The following is a 16,135-nucleotide window of genomic DNA, read 5'->3' on the forward strand; positions in this document are numbered from 1 at the left end:
ATTGGTATTATAGAAGAGAACGAAAAAGCCATTTCCTTGAGAGAATTGGCTTTTTTAAATGAAATATTTTACATCTATTATATTAGAAAATTACAGTTTCATCTTGTTATAAAAAGCATCGGTACATATAACATGACTGTTTTGCTGATCAATACCAACAACAGTCATATAGCTAGAGAGTAAATAACCGCCTTTGTAGTATGTAATTAGTATTTCTTCTTCAGATAATAAGGAACAGAACAGCATGTTCTTGATTAGTTCTTTTTCTTCAGCATTTAAGAGCGGCCGCGTTCCTTTATACATCTCATAATTATTTTAATTGTACTAGAAATTGTGAATAAAAAAAGAGAGCCGAAGCCCTCTATAATAACTACTAATAACCATAGTCACTACTCTCATAGTAATATGAATTTGATTCACCACAACAAATACATATTGTTTGTTGGATAAATAATGGACTAAGTTCAGCGTTAGCTGTAGTAGCATTTGAGAAAGTAATACTTTGAACATCCTCAAATAAGAAAGTTTTTCTATCTCCTGGTGTTAATGTAATTGTTTGTGGAGTTGTGGAATTAAATGTTCTAATAGTCAATGTAACAAACGCAGCAAATACAGGGCTAAAACTAAAGCGAATTAGAGTTTTATTGTGATTATTTGTAAAATTTTCAAATAAGGTAATTGTAGAACCGGGTGGAATTTCAAGGCTTGTAGGGGTAGTTTCAGAGCCGAAAATTGTAAATGTCTCTATGAAACAGTTATTGGAGTTTGAAGAGTTACATGATTTTTCTTTTTTCTTGTAATATTTCTTTCCATCTTTACAGAAATAATCTGCCATATCTAATCATTCCTCTCAAAAAAGAGTTTAAGGTTGTCCCATATATATTATGAAGGTTGTATAAAAAGGTTCTAGTTGAAAAAGAGTAAATAAAAAAGAGAATCGAAGCCCTCATTGGATAAATTGGTAATGTTTTTCAAAACGGCCTTGCTGACGTCTGTCTGGCTCCTCATAAGCCCCTTGAATGTCATTGTAAAATTTAAAACTTATTGTTAATCATAAAAAAAGACACTCAAAAGTGCCTCTTTTCGACTTTAACTATGTTTATTTACCGTTTTTTTATAACTGATCATTTTCTTTTAAAACCATAAATTTTTCATCATTACGCATAAAATCTACTTTTTTCTGTCCTATTTGCATTGTAGATACTGTAGGTATTATAAGTTCATTTCTCATAAATATATCTAGCGCTTGTCGTATCTCTTGTTCATCAAACATATAACCTTCTACAAGTAGGGTATCGATTGACCCGACTTTATGTACATGAATTTGTTGGTAAAGAAATTCTTTTAGTTCTGGATCGATATTTTGTAACTGCATTTATATTCCCCCTTAATATTTATATACAAAATATACCATTAATTACACAAAAACAGAATAGAAAGAATATTCACTGGTGTATAAAAGAAAAGACACCCCAAGGTGCCTTCCGACTTGAACCACTTTAATTTTAATAATATGTATGGGACTCCCATCCAAATATTATTTTACTACGTTTAGTTGTTTCACACATTGAGAAATGTTGTTCAAATCTATATTTTATCGACATTTGTTTCTTATGTAAGAAGCAATATAATCGTAATCACCATAGATAAACTTTTCGTTAATCCCCATAAAATCAAGTTCTTCAAGAATTTTTGCTTTATTTTTAATGACAATTATTTTATCTGATAAGATTCTTTGTCGAGGTAACATAGGAATATTAATAGTTTCGGATATATAGTTTAAATAAGTTTGATATATAAATAAACCTTGTTGGTTACGCCCACGATCAAAACTTAATATTGGTGCATATTTGAACATTGGCATTATTTTGTTGAACCAATAAAAGTGTTCAGTACCATCTAATACATTTTTTAAGAAAGATTGAAGAATAGATAGATATAAAAACACTTCATCACAAACATCTTCTATTTGATTGTATATCTGTTGTAGTTTTTTGTTAGATTCAATAATTTTATGAACGTAAGCATTATAAACAATTTCGTAAAATGTGTCTGTAGGTAGAGTCTCTTTAGGAATGTGTTGTTCGCTTGCTATATTACTAAAATAAGTATGATACTCTTCAGTTAATTCTTTTAAACATTCGCGGAATTTTTGTGGATGCATTTTCTTAAAATCTAAGAAAAGATTATACATATCAATAAATATATTTCGTCTGTTATATGCGAGTAATTCTAATATGCTATCATCTTCAAATTTGCTTAAAATATTTGTGATATCAACAAATGAATTTTCAATTAGATAAATGAACCCTCGTTTTTCATCTAGATTTTCGCTGTCATTTTCGGGAGAATGCGTGATGTTTAAGATACCTATCAGACGTGGATCAATGAAAGAAATGTTAATAGCGGTGCGTGATTTAGAAAAACGGGGTTATGACTATGTAACGCCAATTAAACGAATATATAGGGCAGAAAGAACTTTTTATCATGAAGGTAAGTTCAGAGGGAGAGAAAAGGTTCGGTTTACTGGCATGGAAGACAATGTGAGCTATGAATGTTGGATGAAGAAGGTGCACTAAATGAACAATAATATATTTCAACTAGAAACATTTGCAAGAAGCGGATATATGGTGCGACTCGCTTATGTAGATATAACTGAAGATTTAATTGCAGGAATTTTGCTAGGACAAATTGTTTATTGGTACATGCCCAATGAACAAGGTAAGACCAAATTGCGAGTTAAAAAGAATGGTGAGTTTTGGTTAGCGAAGAGTCGTGAAGAGTGGAAAGAAGAAATTCGAATTACACCGAAACAGTATGATCGTGCTATCAAAATACTAATTGAAAAAGGATTTGTAGAAGTTAAGAAATTTAAATTCAACGGAGCCCCTACAAATCACATTAAGTTAAATATTTCCGAAGTTACCGAAAGGGTGAAATGGAACTTACCGAAAGGGTTAATTCTTTAACAGAGATTACTACAAAGACTACAACAGAGATTACTACATTAAAAGATAATATGTCTTCTGACCAAAAAGAACGGTCAAAAGGCTGCATCCCTTATGAGGATGTCGTTTCTTATCTTAATAAAAAAGTAGATAAATCTTTTAAACATAAAACAGCGAAAACTAGATCGTTAATCAAAGCTAGATTCAAAGACGGTTTTACTATAGATGATTTTAAAAAAGTTATTGATATAAAAGCAGCACAATGGCTTACTGATTCGAATATGAGCCAGTACTTAAGACCAGAAACATTATTCGGTAACAAATTCGAAGGTTATTTAAACGAAAAAACAAAAGGAGCGGGTTCTAATGCAAGCAGTAGCAGAGTCGGTAGCAAAGATAGTAGCTTCATCAACAAATATGACTTTACCAAAGGTCGCAAATGAAAGATGTGATTTATGCAGACGTAAAAGGTTTCTTGATGAAAACAACAAAGCTTACTGCTGGCATTGTAAAGAGATTGCCCCTCAGGACGTTCAGTTAGCTCAAGAAACGCTTGTAATACAAAAGAGGAATCAAGTTATCAGTTTATACGATTCGTTTGCTGACAATAGCCTAATCAATGACAAGTTAAAGAAGGCTACTTTTGATAACTACGTCCCTCCTACAAAAGAATTAACAGATGCAAAAAAGGCAATTATGGATTTCGTTTCTACATACAGCCAAGAGGATCCAACAAGCATGATCATTACAGGCGATTACGGGGTTGGTAAAAGCCATTTATGTGTAGCAGCCACTAAAGAACTAATGAAACGTGGATACAGCGCGATGTTCATTCAGATGAACAAGTTATTTACAAAAATAAAGTCTACATGGAATAAAAATAGCGAATTAACAGAGGACAAGCTTATGTCACTCATTGCTAAAGTTGATGTTCTTATTATTGATGATTTTGGAGCAGAATTTACGGAAAAAGATAAAGAAGGCGTTACCTGGAAGCAAACGAAGACGAATGAGATTGTAGATAGTCGGATTGGAAAGAGTACTTTATTCACAACTAATTTTAGTGTAGATCAGTTAGCTGAAATGTACGGAGAACGTGATTTTAGCAGAATGATGGAAAACGCGGAAACGCTAGAAATGTTTGGCGATAATTATAGATTACGAAATTTTAAGAAGGGGGAATAACAATGTGCGTATGTGAAGGAACGGGCGTAATTAGCAAAGATACGGGGAATGGCTGCTATCAATTTGCACCGTGTATTTGCGAAGCAGGGAATCGCAGTTCTGAAGAAGTGGATAGGATACGTCATGTCGTTATGGCGGAGTTACGAGAAATTCATCAATTACAACTGAAGGGGAAATGGGATGCCACGACTTGGAATGGATTTGGAAAAGGAGAATTACACAATGGCGTTGCAGCAGGGGAAGTACATGAAGAAATCGCGTCGTAACTTATATATTGCTTTAGAAGAGTTGGATTTAGTGTTTGATGAAAGCGAAGTGATTCAATTAAGAGAAATGTGGGATGAGGATAAAGATATTCTTGAAATAGCAAAAGAGTTAGGAAGGCATCAACTAGAAATCGCTGCATTAATTATGGATCAGGCAGATAAGAACAAAATCAAATCGCGTCCAATGGGGTTAGGGGCATGAAGCAACTAACACTGGAGGATGTAGTCGGAAGTTTTGATTATACCGCAACAAGTACCGTGGACAAATTCTTGAAGCGTAATAGCGTTATGACGTACTCAGTAGAGTTTTACGACAAAGACGAGAAGTGGAAGCTTCGTTGGTTTGAGGCGAAGTCCGAGAGCGAAGCTATAGAAATGGTTAAAAGAAAATACGGAAAGATACAGATTATCACCACGTATATTTCCGATAGAACCTTAGAAGAGATAATGAATTTGGATTAGGAGACATAGCGTTATGACGTATTTAAAGGGTAGAAACTCATTTGATTGAACAAGGCACCAGTAGGCGTCATAGCGTTAGTAGAAACGTTGGGATTATTGGAATCAGAAGGAATAAATATGGGATTCGGATTTACTGGCTATGGGCACTAAATAAAAAAATGGTCCTTACTATTACGTAAGAACCCCATAATCGAAGAAAAAAAGTCGTATGTGAAACCAAGTAGGAATCACAATAATATTTTAACATCTAAATATATAGTTGTCTATACATCAAGTTAAACAAAATGGTTATTAAAACGAAGGAGCCCTAGATTTAGGGATCTAGGGCTTCTTGTGTCGGTATAACTCACACAATTTTATGAAAAGAAAAGAACTTACTGAAGATAACACATAAATGTTTCGTAAATGTATCAAAAAAGTGAACAAAATAGTTATTTGAATGGAAAATGACAGCTGAAATATTAAAAGCGTATCAGCTGTCACTAAAATAAAAATTCATTTTTATTAGTAGGTTTTTAGTTGGTATTTTTACTCTTCTTAGAAGAAATTGTACCAAAGATTGCTCCGGACATTGCGCCGATTAAAGTCATAAAAATTGCACTCCATACTGTAAATGACATAAATACACCTCCTAGAAATAAATTATTGTAACTATTTAAAACTATTGCTTCTTATTCTTTTTAATAGAAATGATAATTGCAACAACTGCTAAGAAAATAAGAGGAGACCACGAAAAGAAAGACATTTAGTATTCTCCTTTCAATATTAGTTTTAAATATTTTATAAACCAATTATTACATGTTTATAAATTGAACATATAGGATATGTAATATTGCATATGGAATTGTAGGATGTGAAGAAGCGCAGAGGATAGTTAAACAAAAACACTGTTTTAATAGAGAACATTTAACAGGACCCGATTAGGGGGACGGGTCCTGTTAATGGAACGATAGATCTTTATGGGATTACCAACAGATTACCATAAAAGGTAATTAATTTACATTTATTGGGTGTTGAGAAAGCTTTTTATAAATGCTTTGTTTTACACACCAAAGCAGCTAGCCAAATTAGCTAACTGCTCGGTTCTCCAAGGGGGAACAAGGAGAAAGTAACTTAATGGGTTGTCTACAGTATTGACGGAATATTGAGTTTTATTCACGAGAGATTATATTCTGAAATTTGAATTATGATAGTCGATATTCTCCATATTGACCAGAAAAGAACTAAAAGTTCTAGTGAAATTCCAAGGGTTCTTTTCTTAGTTTTTTGAGATTCTTTTATCAAATAGCCAACAGCACTAATTGCTATAAGAATGAAAAGAATAAGTTTGAGTGTAACTGGCATTCTATCTACTCCTAAAAATAAGTTTGTATATAACGATTATAAGATATTTTTAATGATTGGTAATAAAAAATTCAACAAAATAATCTTTTTAATAGAAAGTGAGGAATAACAATGGGACAAGGTAACCGTGGAATGGCATTTGAAATGCTTATCAATCTAGCGAATGAAATGTATCAAAGAGGGGGAGTGGCACTTATAAACAAGCGTCCGACTCCTGTGAAGGTGATTAAGAGTAGAGGTAGCCAAGTAATCAATGGATTCTATGAAGCTAAAAGTACAGTTGACTATGACGGGGTGTATAAGGGACGAGCTGTAGCATTTGAAGCGAAGTCTACAGAGAAAGATAAACGTTTTGATTTAAAGAACATTGCACAGCATCAGTTGGATTAGCTGGAGAAAGCGGAGAAGATGGGAGCGATATGCTTCTTCCTTATAGAATTCAGTAAGGATAATTCAGTATTCGCAGTGCCACTATCAGTCATTCAATCTTATGTAAGGATGTCTCATCAACCGAAGGGCAAGAAGTCTATACCAAGAGCAGACTTTGATATTTATGGGTACTTAGTAGAACAAACAGAACGAGCGCCAGTTGATTACTTACAATATATTGATGAAGTAGTAGCGCCAGTCATGTTTGATGGAATGATTCAGTTTGATCAGGACTATCAAAAGGTAGCGAATAATATTGAAGCAGCAAAAGAGAAGATGGCCAACAAGAAATGTAAATTATTAAGGGTTTAATGGATAACGGAACCTTGCAAGGTGGATGGTGGGGACTATTCGCTATGCATGTTTCCCTTATTCAACAAAGAGATAGTAAAATTTCACGTACCTGATGTGAATGTAAAAAGACAAATTCAGAAATAGGGGGATTCCTTCATGGAGAGACAATTAACATTATTACCGACTATTGATAGAGAGACAGAAAAACAGGTTCAGAAAGAAGTAGTGAAAATACTAAAGGAATACCGCGCATTGAAAACGCGTTTTGAAAATGAAGTGGAGTTAAAACACGAAGGAATCAGTTTGTTCCCGGAGATTAGAGACACGAGATATATTAGCAATATCAAGTTCAAGCAGATCGATAAGGCTTTAGAGTACGTTTTAGACTATGACGATGCAGAAATCATCAAGAAGAAATACTTAAATGCAGATAAGCCGAAAGACAGCTTTATTTACACTGAATTATCGATGAAGAAAGATCACTTCTATTATAAGAAGAAAAATGCGATTCGATTGATCGCGACATCTTTAGGGATGATTTAATAATACAAAAAAAGCCAAATTAACAGTTTTTAATTAACTATCCATTTGGCTTTTTATGTTTTATTTTTTAGGCATCCATGTATGTCCGCAATTCATGCAACCATTAACAATATTTTTTCTACCAACAAATCCACTGAATAAAATTATCGGTGGTCCTAGAAGTACAATAAGAAGACCAACAATTGCAGAAAGTCCAACAACTCCATCCATAGAATTTCGAGGAACTATAACATATAAAAAATTAGAAACTATTCCAATAGTTATAAGTGTACCTAACAGAAGAAATAGAATAAAAAACGCCCTTTTGAAATTATAACCACGCTTATTACCGACTATTTGATCTGATTTGCATTTCCTACAAACCACGCGCTTTGTTACTTTTTCTTTTTGTACCGTCATGTCTAACCATCCTTGTTTTTTATAAAATTATAATAGCTTAATTATATGATATTATTACCTGAACTGGATACAAATATTATCAAAAAAAGAAAAAATATAATAAATTGGAATGTTTATGTTTTTAAAAACTTCGACAAAATACCGACAAAATTGGGGACTAAATAGGGGGAATTTTGATAATGAAATCAACGATATTCTTAATGTACAAGCCCTTTGACAAACGCATATCGAAGAGGATTAGTACACCTATTAGTGAAACGTTCTTATGCGAGAATATCACGGTAACGTATACCGCATAGTAGGGCGGGCAAGGCGGTAAGAACCCGCGTTAAGATGAAAAGACCAATAAATGTATAACAATGACATATTCCAGTTTGGCGGGTGTGAGATAATTCGTATTCGTCATACTGTTTCTATTATGTTTATCAATCAGCTCGGAATGCGTCCACTGGGTTGATAATAAATATAAGTCTATTTCTCTCTAATATGTCGGTTCTTGAAAATGGAATGGGGGTGGTTGCTCATGATTGAGTGACATTTGCATTCTAAAAAGCTAAAAAGTATACGTATCTCGTACATTAGTAATTACCCATGATTCTTATTAATGATCAAAACGAGGGCAAAGAGTTCCACTCTTTGTTTGAGCCAATACAGCGGAAACATTCCCCTTCCGTCCCTCTAGTGTATTGGTTCAAACAAGGCGTCGGAAGAAACATATACGTCTTGGATATAATAATTCCAGCTATATAAAAGATTTGGTCAGCTAAGGCCCTGCGACAGCTGATGTATTGACCGACTCTACGGAGTATAAACGAGAAGGTCTTTTCCTTCTCCAAGCAACCGAACACGATAACCAGGATAGCCACAGAGCTAAAAACCTGAGCCGCATTGTATGTATCGGTTGTTTTGAGAAGGTTGAGAGTAATCAGCCTTAATCTAAGAGAAACTTTGCCATTTGTTTTCTCTCTTTTCTCCCATCCCCTTTAATTTTTTTATAATTGTAAAAGAGCTGTCACTTCGGTGATGGCTTTTCTTTTGGTATAATTAGAATATAAAATTATAATGGGGGAAGCGATTTGGAGAATTTCGATTTAAGACCGCATATGGAAACTTGGAAAAATAGTTTACAAGAGGAACAAACTGAAAGAGAACGTACTTTGCAAGATAGTAAAGAAATGTTAGAAATTTTCAATGCTAGATTATACTGCATTAGAGAGGTTATGGGAGCGACCAGTGAAGATGATACTGATCAGCTAAAAGAACTCCTAAAAATGCAAGATGAAGTTAAAGAGCATATAGAGGACTTGACAGAAGAAATTGAAGAGTTAGAGAAAGAGATAAATGTACACTCTAGGCTCAATTTACAATTATTTGTTACTATTGATGAAAACTCAAAACAAACTAATTAAAACTAAAAGCATCCATAACGGGTGCTTTTTTCTTTGCTATATAGAAATTACACATTAACGATTAGGCATATTTAAGAATCTCGAACATAAGATGGTAATGACACCGAGAAGAATTCATTGTGTTCGCTACTCGCGTTAATACGTTTCGAAAAGGCACCTATTGAGGTGCTTTTTTGTTTGCATCTCTCGAGATGGACGAGCATATATTGGAATGTGTGGATAGAAACCACTTTATATATCTGAGCACCTATCAATTATGGGTGTTCTTTTATTATGTAAAAATTTTATAAGTTTTGTGAGAGTTGAAAAATAGTATATTATCTCTCTCAATGTACATATTAAGAAATGTTTTTAATATCATACATAAAAGGCGGGATAATATGAGTGAAAATAAGAAAAATGAAGAGTTGAATAAGATAAAGAAGTATTATTTTAATGAGGACAATCAACCAGTAGCTGGTATAGAGTTAATTTTGCCGCCCGATATAGGAATCATGTTAGACCCGAAATCAGTTAATGATGAAAGTAGAGATATTGATAATGAATAAGTTTAATTTAAGCATCCATTCGGGTGCTTTTTTCTTTGTTGTATAGAAATTACACATTAACTCCTTTTAATACATGACTTAGGCATAGTTGGGAATGAGTATCATATAATGACACTGAACGGTTTCCAACATGTTCCCCTATATTTTTTCAAGAGAGAGCACTTATTGGGGGAGTGCTCTCTTTCGTTTGCACATAAGGAGGCTTTCATCATACAATCTCGAATCAATGCCAACCAACTTATTCCTTTTCCGAGAGCTATATATATTCCGCTATAAAGCTCTTTTAGGTTGCGCCATTAGAACGGGCAAGGCATTGTCGTATATTTTATACTCAGAAGCTTAGGGCACTTTATAGTGTTCTTTTTTTATTGAACAAAATGGACATTTGGATTAAAGGATTCTATATAAATAGGAAGAATCTAATTATTAGATTCACATTTAAACCGAGGGGTACAAATTCGATGCGACGTGAAAAGGATTTGTTAAAACAATGGAAGGCTGATTTGCAGGCTGTTCAAGAAGAGAAGAGACTGAAGAAGAAGGCTAAGAAAAAGAATAAGAAATATAACATTCCGGGTAAGACAGCTGATTTCATGGATGGCAAGAATACTTATCGTAAAGAGAATGGGGTATGGAAACAAAGAAATAAATAATGTGAGGGTAAATAAATTTGATTAAGTTTATAACAATTATTGTAGGCGCTACCGTGATCTGGGTGGCGTCTTGTTTGCTGTTAAGGAAAGATAAGACGTGAGATAGACTTGCAAATTGAAATATTATTAGTTTGAAACATAGACTAGTAAACAAACTATTTCTACCTTTTAATCATAGAATATGATGAATTCTATTTTTAGAGGAGGGAATCATATCTATGGGATGGGATAATAATTTTGGACATTCTCGAGATTGTAATAGATTTTGGGATGATTTAGTATTTTGCGGTTGCGGCCGTAGACGAAGAAGAAACGATTTTAACGACTGTCATTGTAGACGTGACTGCGATTGTGATGAGTGTCGTCGTAGACGTAATCATGACCGCGATCGTGAACATGAGCATGGTGACCATCGAGATTGGTAAAGTCTTTTGAAAGAGTGCATATTTTAATGGCACTCTTTTTTATTAGTACTTATTAATTCTAAGAATACAGTTTCAATTTGATTTAATACCTAACAAAACAAGCGAACACAACGAACGAAAATAAATGTCCTATTTAACTGTCTAAAAGTTGACCCTTTTGTACAATTAAAATTTATAGGGTAAAAACTTTGTAAACATATAGTTGTTAATGTCTAAAAGATAGTCTAAAATAAAAGTATATAATTCTTAAGACTTTTAGACCATTTTGAGGTGATTTGGATGGCCATCGTTGGTTATGCAAGGGTAAGTACAAAAGATCAAAACTTAGATGCGCAAATTGAAAGGTTAACAGAATATGGATGTGACAAAATATATTCTGAAAAGTACAGTGGGGCTAATAGTGATCGAGAAGAATTGCAAAAGGCATTAGAGTATATGAGAGAAGGAGATAAATTTGTTGTTTGTAAAATAGACCGTTTAGCTAGATCAATATTTGATTTGCATAAGATTGTAAATCAATTAGCTGATCAAGGAATAGCGGTGGTATTTCTTAAAGAACAGATTGATTTCTCTACACCTGCAGGTAAATTAATGTTCACTATGCTAGGAGCTATTGCTGAGTTTGAAAGAGATTTAATTAATGAAAGAACAGCTGAAGGCAGAGAAAGAGCTAAAGCGATGGGCAAACATATGGGACGTAAAGGGCAGGATGAAAAACAAGTGAAACAAGCCATGAACTTATTTTTTAATAGAAAAGAAAATGGTTTAAGTGTAAATGATATTTTTAAAATGACTGGTGTCCCACGCTCTACTATTTATGCTAAAGCTAAAGAATTAAAGTAGCGAATCCGCTGCTTTTTTATTTTGCATAGAAAAAGGAACCATAAGAGGCTCCTTAATTTGATTCAGAAGTTGTGTAGTTCTTCTTGATGATATCTTTTATGTTGATAATTAAGGATATAAGGAATCCAGCAGCTAGGATACCGTTTACCCAGTAATATGTATTCCCTGATGAAAATTTGTTATATAAGGAATCGACATTATAATATAATAAGCCTGCTGAAATGACGGTAGAGATTACTAACGTACTAAAACTTTTCATATTTTTCACTCCGTTTCTGAAAAATGAGATTCTTACAAAAATTATACAGCGAAATTTATAGATTTAAAATGAAATATAAAGGAATTACCGTGAATTGGGGGAATATGCTAGGCAGCAAATCCGCTGCTTTTTTATTTTATAAAGAAGCATTTTAAACATTTCTTATAGTGTTGAATACTTATGTAAATATGGAAAACAGATTTGGTTCTTGGAATGAGGGATCGATGTGGATATAACACAAATTATGGCGAGGATAGTGGTTAATGGGAAAGATCTTCCGTTTACTTCAGTTAGGACAACTGCATGGATTAATGGACCTGCGAATGATTTAATTGTTACGACTAAGCAAAGGGTGGATGAGCTTTATCGGTTTATGTGGTCACGGGTGCCAGTTATGCTAATAATGTATTTCCTTCAGGGTGCTGACTTGATGAGATTTGCTAGAGTTGCAGGAGTTGATGAAAGTATAACGGGAGAATATATGTATCATTTTATTTGGTGATAAGACGGAATTTAAGTAGCCTAACAGCTACTTTTTTATTTTATAAAGCCCCCCTACCTAGGGGCTAGATGATTTTCTTCATGCCGCAATGACGGCATTCTCTTAAAAAGATGAAATTTTTAACGGAACTTTTGAATGCAGTATTTCCGCAATTATCACAGCGACCGCTGATTTTGTCAGGATGTTCTGTGTATGTGTATATCTTGCTTAGATCGTACTTTTGTTCAGGTTGTTTATTCTCCATTAGTTTCACCTACATATCAATCTGAATTAATACAGCTTTATCATAATAACATGAAGCGTTCATATAATGGATGTTTTTTATTTTACAAAAAGAATCCGATGGAGTTCGGGTCCTTTTCAGAAGTGATGATGTATTCTCGGCTTGGGAACTGAGAAAAACACAAAAATATAATACATCGAGTTTTAGAAAATTTCAATACTAAATTAGGGATTACCATGAGGGGGAGTTATAACGAGTTTCTTCTTATTAATATAGAAGGTGGTGGGTGATGTGAAGTGAAGCAAAAACACGAGCTAGCTCAAGAAGATTACATGCAAGGCATGAAGTATAAGGAACTGGCTGAAAAATATGAGGTAAGTGTAAATACCGTAAAGTCATGAAAGACCAGATATTGTGCATACAAAAGACGAAAAAGTACGCACACAAAAGAAAACAGGTGCACCCGTTGGTAATAAGAATGCAGTGGGGAATTCAGGGAACAAGAATCCTAAATGGGGTAATAAGAATGCCACGGGACATGGCGCTCCTAAAAAGAACCATAACGCTATGCCGCATGGATTCTTTCGTAAACACTTCCCTGAAGAAGTTGTGGATTTTATGGAAGAGATCGCAACGAAAGATCTGATGGATATGATGCTATGGGAAAACATTATAATCCAGTATGCCGCTATAGTACGGGTACAATGAATCATGTTAGTTAAGCGCCATAACGACATGGTGAAGGAATTACAGAAAGAAAAATCATCTTTATCTGCTGGAGAAGTAGAATACGAGATTCAGTTTGCTTGGGATAAACAGGCTACATTTATGGACGTTCAATCCAGGACGATGACTACATTGTCACAGCTTATTGATATTAAAGTAAATAAAAGAAAAAGAAAAGTATTTTCTATTTATTCAAGAAAATCAGTAGCTTTTTGATTTACAACCAAAACACTGATTATGTGAATAGAAAATGCCTTCAGTACTCTGAAGGGACTTTTAAATGTTTTGTGAGATTTTTTATGTTAGCGAAAAGTACTTTCATATACAAAAAACACCTTTTCAGTCTACAGCTATTTTTTAATAGTCTAATACTTTTTTCTATAGTCTAAAACATTTTTTTAATAAGACACTAGAGTGTATTCTCATTTAGATAGCTTTGCAACAGTACCGATTTCGGTTCATCATTTTTATAAACGGTACGACTTTATTTCAAATCCACATTTTTAATGCTTTTTTGATTATATTTGCTTGTGCTGCGGAGAAGAAGAAAGAATAATCCTCTTTGCCACTTAATTAAATTTTCATCTAAAGCAATTACACTACCATCTTTATCATGTTTTTTAATAAGCTCGTTGCTTTTTTGTTTACCAACTTTGATGCTTTAATCAAGAATATAATTTTTTGGAGGTTGTTCTTTATTTTCCAGTAACTTTGCTAATGATTTTAAAACATGTAATAAGGATTGCTCTTATAATTTAAAGGTTTTTGCTACGACTTCCATTACGATCTTTATGTTATCATCTATGGTCACCATTTGCATACCAACTTCTTTATGAAATATTTAACATATTATGCGGTTGAACTGGAAAAGATGGTATGATTTTGAAGAGGGAATATGGAAGTTTTAGCAAAGGGCAAGCTACGGGTTTGGCATGCCAAACCCCAAAAACGTTGTTTTTGACTTGGTAGGAGATTCCTACGACCTTTACAAATATATATAAGCGATTTTTTCAAAATCACTTATATATTTGTTGTCGCGTCGCTCGATAAATTGCTTAATAAATTTAAGTATCAGGAGGAAATAAAATATGGTTAGAACTAACACTTATTTTCAAATGAGATTAACCGAAAATGATAAAGAATACATTAAAAATAAATCTGAAGAGTTGGGCTATAAAAATGTTTCAGCATTTCTAGTTGCTAGTGCAAAATCATTTTTCAAACTTGAAGTGGATATGAAAGCTTATAGAGATTTAACTAAAGAAATAAATTATATTGGAAAGAATATAAATAGCTTAATTAGAAGGATCAATACAGATAGAATTTACACGGATAAGGATATTGATTTCCTTAGAGTTAATCAGAAGAAAATCATAAATATTATGAATACAGAATATGACCGATTACTGGATTTTAAAACCAAGTTTAATAGCGATAGCTTAAGTAAAAAGCAAAAGGAAAAATTAATTAAATCACTAATGGAAAATCAACTGGAGATACCAAAGAAATTACTATTAGAAGAAGTGTATGAGAAGATAAAAGAAGATTTTGTTTATATTATAGAATGTATAGAAAACTCGCCTGAACAAGATAAAGAAGTAACAGAATATGTATGGCAATATTTATATGGTGATACGCTATATAAGTTAGATGATAATCAATTAATAAAATTGGCCGATAGCATTTTTATTTTTGCACAGAAAGTGAAATTTAAGTTGTCCAAACTCGATAATGTTTTTTCAGATGATGATTGGTTTGAATTGAAAGATATATTAGATGAATATGAAATTTATTAATTAAGGATTGATTACAATGTCGATTGTAAAAATACAAAAAGCCAAGGATTTGAAAGCTGTCATTAATTAAAGTATGCAAGACCATAAAACAAACGAAGAATTAGTCACATTATATGAATGTAATATTGAAACGATAGATAGAGATTTTAAAAGTGTTTTAGTTGATTACAAGAGAGAGATATGAATATTTAAATGTTAGATTAAAATAGATTCTAAGTTTTAGAGTTAGATGGAATTTTTATACGCTCTTATTTCACTATAGCTCCCGTTTGTTTAAGTGTATTCATTCACAAAATTAATTGTTTTTGATATTGAAAAAACATGCTCAAATTTTTTTCTTCAACCTGTTAAACTATCTACTTTTGCCAGATATTTAGTAATACATTTGTCATTATTCTTTAGTAATAGCTCTGTAAGAATCGCCTTCACCTTCCTCAGTTCTTTGTATGAAATCCTATAAAGAGGAATGCCGTTAGTATGACAATACTCATTTTTGATTTTGTCATGCTTCTTTATTTTCTCAAAATATTCATCTCCTCCCCACTTTTCTATTGGAGTAAAATGTTGCTTTCCATCAAATTCGATAAGACACTTAATTGAGTTTGCCCCATCAAAAACAACGAAGTCAAATGGTAAAGGATTAATATTCTTACACTCTTTCATAATAAATTGGTACTTGTGCTGAATACTGTTCATTTGAAGAAAATGCAGTATTGCCTTTTCGCCTTTAGAAATAGATGAACATCGAGGACATCTTTCACCTCTTTGGAATGATAGAAATCTCATAGAATGATGATTTCCGCAAGAACAGATGTAATCTAATTTCTGAAATGTTGAGCTTTTATACTCTGTTGTTAGTAATGTACAACCATATTCTTTAA

At 33.0% G+C, this 16,135-nt stretch carries 22 protein-coding genes and 5 pseudogenes; 17 read left to right on the forward strand and 10 right to left on the reverse strand.

All coding sequences use genetic code 11. The annotated features are described in order from the left end of the window. Positions 1-90: 90 nt before the first annotated feature. The 4 genes from ACUXVC_RS27685 to ACUXVC_RS27700 all read right to left on the reverse strand — a co-directional run bounded on the left by ACUXVC_RS27685 (position 91) and on the right by ACUXVC_RS27700 (position 2,164). The gene (locus ACUXVC_RS27685) at positions 91-303 is read right to left on the reverse strand and encodes a YolD-like family protein (protein WP_446026181.1); all 213 of its coding nucleotides are present in this window, start codon (positions 301-303) and stop codon (positions 91-93) included. Positions 304-373: 70 nt separating this feature from the next. Continuing rightward, complete coding sequence (locus tag ACUXVC_RS27690; RefSeq protein ID WP_446026182.1) at positions 374-835, reverse strand: hypothetical protein; 462 nt, start codon at positions 833-835, stop codon at positions 374-376. Positions 836-1,114: 279 nt separating this feature from the next. Beyond that, on the reverse strand, positions 1,115-1,375 hold the full coding sequence (locus ACUXVC_RS27695) for a hypothetical protein (protein WP_322368732.1): 261 nt from the start codon (positions 1,373-1,375) through the stop codon (positions 1,115-1,117). Positions 1,376-1,594: 219 nt separating this feature from the next. Next, complete coding sequence (locus ACUXVC_RS27700) at positions 1,595-2,164, reverse strand: hypothetical protein (RefSeq protein ID WP_446026183.1); 570 nt, start codon at positions 2,162-2,164, stop codon at positions 1,595-1,597. A 193-nt stretch (positions 2,165-2,357) separates the two neighbouring features. Between ACUXVC_RS27700 and ACUXVC_RS27705 the strand changes: the two genes are divergently transcribed. The 6 genes and pseudogenes from ACUXVC_RS27705 (at position 2,358) to ACUXVC_RS27730 (ending at position 4,861) form a co-directional block, all read left to right on the forward strand. Beyond that, positions 2,358-2,579 carry a hypothetical protein gene (locus tag ACUXVC_RS27705; RefSeq protein WP_446026184.1) on the forward strand — a complete coding sequence of 74 codons (222 nt, stop codon included), beginning with the start codon at positions 2,358-2,360 and terminating at the stop codon, positions 2,577-2,579. Continuing rightward, positions 2,580-3,391: pseudogene (locus tag ACUXVC_RS27710) on the forward strand (conserved phage C-terminal domain-containing protein). It begins immediately after the preceding gene. After that, positions 3,315-4,133 carry an ATP-binding protein gene (locus ACUXVC_RS27715; protein ID WP_446026185.1) on the forward strand — a complete coding sequence of 273 codons (819 nt, stop codon included), beginning with the start codon at positions 3,315-3,317 and terminating at the stop codon, positions 4,131-4,133. The pseudogene ACUXVC_RS27710 and the gene ACUXVC_RS27715 overlap by 77 nt, the downstream one beginning before the upstream one ends. A gap of 2 nt (positions 4,134-4,135) precedes the next feature. Further along, positions 4,136-4,399, forward strand: coding sequence for a hypothetical protein (locus tag ACUXVC_RS27720; protein ID WP_446026186.1), 264 nt, complete (start codon positions 4,136-4,138; stop codon positions 4,397-4,399). Next, positions 4,356-4,601 carry a hypothetical protein gene (locus ACUXVC_RS27725; protein ID WP_002099119.1) on the forward strand — a complete coding sequence of 82 codons (246 nt, stop codon included), beginning with the start codon at positions 4,356-4,358 and terminating at the stop codon, positions 4,599-4,601. The genes ACUXVC_RS27720 and ACUXVC_RS27725 overlap by 44 nt, the downstream gene beginning before the upstream one ends. After that, positions 4,598-4,861 (forward strand): hypothetical protein, encoded by a 264-nt coding sequence (locus ACUXVC_RS27730; protein WP_446026187.1) that lies wholly within the window; start codon positions 4,598-4,600, stop codon positions 4,859-4,861. The genes ACUXVC_RS27725 and ACUXVC_RS27730 overlap by 4 nt, the downstream gene beginning before the upstream one ends. 515 nt (positions 4,862-5,376) lie before the next feature. Here ACUXVC_RS27730 and ACUXVC_RS27735 read toward each other — a convergent pair. Then, positions 5,377-5,566 (reverse strand): annotated as a pseudogene (locus tag ACUXVC_RS27735) (hypothetical protein). Positions 5,567-6,016: 450 nt separating this feature from the next. Then, a complete protein-coding gene (locus ACUXVC_RS27740; protein WP_098400902.1) occupies positions 6,017-6,205 on the reverse strand; it encodes a hypothetical protein in 189 nt (62 codons plus the stop codon). A 111-nt stretch (positions 6,206-6,316) separates the two neighbouring features. On the opposite strand from ACUXVC_RS27740, the pseudogene ACUXVC_RS27745 reads away from it, so the two are divergent. Both ACUXVC_RS27745 and ACUXVC_RS27750 read left to right on the forward strand, forming a co-directional pair. Continuing rightward, positions 6,317-6,946, forward strand: a pseudogene (locus ACUXVC_RS27745) (Holliday junction resolvase RecU). A gap of 138 nt (positions 6,947-7,084) precedes the next feature. Next, a complete protein-coding gene (locus tag ACUXVC_RS27750; protein WP_446026188.1) occupies positions 7,085-7,471 on the forward strand; it encodes an ArpU family phage packaging/lysis transcriptional regulator in 387 nt (128 codons plus the stop codon). A 60-nt stretch (positions 7,472-7,531) separates the two neighbouring features. Here the strand turns inward: ACUXVC_RS27750 and ACUXVC_RS27755 are convergent, their stop codons facing one another. Beyond that, positions 7,532-7,870: a hypothetical protein gene (locus tag ACUXVC_RS27755; RefSeq protein WP_061660538.1), complete on the reverse strand. Its 339-nt coding sequence runs from the start codon at positions 7,868-7,870 to the stop codon at positions 7,532-7,534. Between the two features lie 1,103 nt (positions 7,871-8,973). On the opposite strand from ACUXVC_RS27755, the gene ACUXVC_RS27760 reads away from it, so the two are divergent. From ACUXVC_RS27760 to ACUXVC_RS27780, 5 genes are all read left to right on the forward strand, one after another. Beyond that, positions 8,974-9,279 carry a hypothetical protein gene (locus ACUXVC_RS27760; protein WP_446026189.1) on the forward strand — a complete coding sequence of 102 codons (306 nt, stop codon included), beginning with the start codon at positions 8,974-8,976 and terminating at the stop codon, positions 9,277-9,279. 380 nt (positions 9,280-9,659) lie between these two features. Continuing rightward, positions 9,660-9,827, forward strand: a complete 168-nt coding sequence (locus ACUXVC_RS27765) for a hypothetical protein (protein WP_001293569.1) — start codon at positions 9,660-9,662, stop codon at positions 9,825-9,827. A gap of 461 nt (positions 9,828-10,288) precedes the next feature. Continuing rightward, the gene (locus ACUXVC_RS27770) at positions 10,289-10,480 is read left to right on the forward strand and encodes a hypothetical protein (RefSeq protein ID WP_086404364.1); all 192 of its coding nucleotides are present in this window, start codon (positions 10,289-10,291) and stop codon (positions 10,478-10,480) included. Between the two features lie 218 nt (positions 10,481-10,698). Next, the gene (locus ACUXVC_RS27775) at positions 10,699-10,905 is read left to right on the forward strand and encodes a hypothetical protein (RefSeq protein WP_082682420.1); all 207 of its coding nucleotides are present in this window, start codon (positions 10,699-10,701) and stop codon (positions 10,903-10,905) included. A gap of 279 nt (positions 10,906-11,184) precedes the next feature. Beyond that, positions 11,185-11,748, forward strand: a complete 564-nt coding sequence (locus ACUXVC_RS27780; protein ID WP_001018889.1) for a recombinase family protein — start codon at positions 11,185-11,187, stop codon at positions 11,746-11,748. A gap of 52 nt (positions 11,749-11,800) precedes the next feature. Here the strand turns inward: ACUXVC_RS27780 and ACUXVC_RS27785 are convergent, their stop codons facing one another. After that, positions 11,801-12,007: a hypothetical protein gene (locus ACUXVC_RS27785; RefSeq protein WP_098661795.1), complete on the reverse strand. Its 207-nt coding sequence runs from the start codon at positions 12,005-12,007 to the stop codon at positions 11,801-11,803. Positions 12,008-12,251: 244 nt separating this feature from the next. Here ACUXVC_RS27785 and ACUXVC_RS27790 point away from each other — a divergent pair, with 244 nt between their 5' ends. After that, positions 12,252-12,509 (forward strand): hypothetical protein, encoded by a 258-nt coding sequence (locus ACUXVC_RS27790; protein ID WP_098661826.1) that lies wholly within the window; start codon positions 12,252-12,254, stop codon positions 12,507-12,509. Positions 12,510-12,573: 64 nt separating this feature from the next. Here the strand turns inward: ACUXVC_RS27790 and ACUXVC_RS27795 are convergent, their stop codons facing one another. Continuing rightward, positions 12,574-12,753 carry a hypothetical protein gene (locus ACUXVC_RS27795; RefSeq protein WP_113760479.1) on the reverse strand — a complete coding sequence of 60 codons (180 nt, stop codon included), beginning with the start codon at positions 12,751-12,753 and terminating at the stop codon, positions 12,574-12,576. Positions 12,754-13,028: 275 nt separating this feature from the next. Between ACUXVC_RS27795 and terS the strand changes: the two are divergent. The 3 genes and pseudogenes from terS to ACUXVC_RS27810 all read left to right on the forward strand — a co-directional run. Then, positions 13,029-13,605: pseudogene (gene terS, locus ACUXVC_RS27800) on the forward strand (phage terminase small subunit); the annotation flags it as partial. A 941-nt stretch (positions 13,606-14,546) separates the two neighbouring features. Beyond that, positions 14,547-15,254, forward strand: a complete 708-nt coding sequence (locus ACUXVC_RS27805) for a hypothetical protein (RefSeq protein WP_098661791.1) — start codon at positions 14,547-14,549, stop codon at positions 15,252-15,254. 16 nt (positions 15,255-15,270) lie between these two features. Continuing rightward, a pseudogene (locus ACUXVC_RS27810) lies at positions 15,271-15,432 on the forward strand (relaxase/mobilization nuclease domain-containing protein); the annotation flags it as partial. 161 nt (positions 15,433-15,593) lie between these two features. On the opposite strand, the gene ACUXVC_RS27815 reads toward ACUXVC_RS27810, so the two are convergent. Beyond that, positions 15,594-15,950, reverse strand: a complete 357-nt coding sequence (locus tag ACUXVC_RS27815) for a DUF2726 domain-containing protein (protein ID WP_255289728.1) — start codon at positions 15,948-15,950, stop codon at positions 15,594-15,596. Positions 15,951-16,135 lie beyond the last annotated feature (185 nt).

The organism is Bacillus sp. N6 (genome assembly GCF_052805735.1).

Bases quoted from the DNA above. Each gene is read 5' to 3' on its own strand.
- ACUXVC_RS27685 (WP_446026181.1), bottom strand. From the start codon at position 303: ATGTATAAAGGAACGCGGCCGCTCTTAAATGCTGAAGAAAAAGAACTA.
- ACUXVC_RS27690 (WP_446026182.1), bottom strand. From the start codon at position 835: ATGGCAGATTATTTCTGTAAAGATGGAAAGAAATATTACAAGAAAAAA.
- ACUXVC_RS27695 (WP_322368732.1), bottom strand. From the start codon at position 1,375: ATGCAGTTACAAAATATCGATCCAGAACTAAAAGAATTTCTTTACCAA.
- ACUXVC_RS27700 (WP_446026183.1), bottom strand. From the start codon at position 2,164: ATGCATCCACAAAAATTCCGCGAATGTTTAAAAGAATTAACTGAAGAG.
- ACUXVC_RS27705 (WP_446026184.1), top strand. From the start codon at position 2,358: ATGTTTAAGATACCTATCAGACGTGGATCAATGAAAGAAATGTTAATA.
- ACUXVC_RS27715 (WP_446026185.1), top strand. From the start codon at position 3,315: ATGCAAGCAGTAGCAGAGTCGGTAGCAAAGATAGTAGCTTCATCAACA.
- ACUXVC_RS27720 (WP_446026186.1), top strand. From the start codon at position 4,136: ATGTGCGTATGTGAAGGAACGGGCGTAATTAGCAAAGATACGGGGAAT.
- ACUXVC_RS27725 (WP_002099119.1), top strand. From the start codon at position 4,356: ATGGCGTTGCAGCAGGGGAAGTACATGAAGAAATCGCGTCGTAACTTA.
- ACUXVC_RS27730 (WP_446026187.1), top strand. From the start codon at position 4,598: ATGAAGCAACTAACACTGGAGGATGTAGTCGGAAGTTTTGATTATACC.
- ACUXVC_RS27740 (WP_098400902.1), bottom strand. From the start codon at position 6,205: ATGCCAGTTACACTCAAACTTATTCTTTTCATTCTTATAGCAATTAGT.
- ACUXVC_RS27750 (WP_446026188.1), top strand. From the start codon at position 7,085: ATGGAGAGACAATTAACATTATTACCGACTATTGATAGAGAGACAGAA.
- ACUXVC_RS27755 (WP_061660538.1), bottom strand. From the start codon at position 7,870: ATGACGGTACAAAAAGAAAAAGTAACAAAGCGCGTGGTTTGTAGGAAA.
- ACUXVC_RS27760 (WP_446026189.1), top strand. From the start codon at position 8,974: ATGGAAACTTGGAAAAATAGTTTACAAGAGGAACAAACTGAAAGAGAA.
- ACUXVC_RS27765 (WP_001293569.1), top strand. From the start codon at position 9,660: ATGAGTGAAAATAAGAAAAATGAAGAGTTGAATAAGATAAAGAAGTAT.
- ACUXVC_RS27770 (WP_086404364.1), top strand. From the start codon at position 10,289: ATGCGACGTGAAAAGGATTTGTTAAAACAATGGAAGGCTGATTTGCAG.
- ACUXVC_RS27775 (WP_082682420.1), top strand. From the start codon at position 10,699: ATGGGATGGGATAATAATTTTGGACATTCTCGAGATTGTAATAGATTT.
- ACUXVC_RS27780 (WP_001018889.1), top strand. From the start codon at position 11,185: ATGGCCATCGTTGGTTATGCAAGGGTAAGTACAAAAGATCAAAACTTA.
- ACUXVC_RS27785 (WP_098661795.1), bottom strand. From the start codon at position 12,007: ATGAAAAGTTTTAGTACGTTAGTAATCTCTACCGTCATTTCAGCAGGC.
- ACUXVC_RS27790 (WP_098661826.1), top strand. From the start codon at position 12,252: ATGGCGAGGATAGTGGTTAATGGGAAAGATCTTCCGTTTACTTCAGTT.
- ACUXVC_RS27795 (WP_113760479.1), bottom strand. From the start codon at position 12,753: ATGGAGAATAAACAACCTGAACAAAAGTACGATCTAAGCAAGATATAC.
- ACUXVC_RS27805 (WP_098661791.1), top strand. From the start codon at position 14,547: ATGGTTAGAACTAACACTTATTTTCAAATGAGATTAACCGAAAATGAT.
- ACUXVC_RS27815 (WP_255289728.1), bottom strand. From the start codon at position 15,950: ATGAACAGTATTCAGCACAAGTACCAATTTATTATGAAAGAGTGTAAG.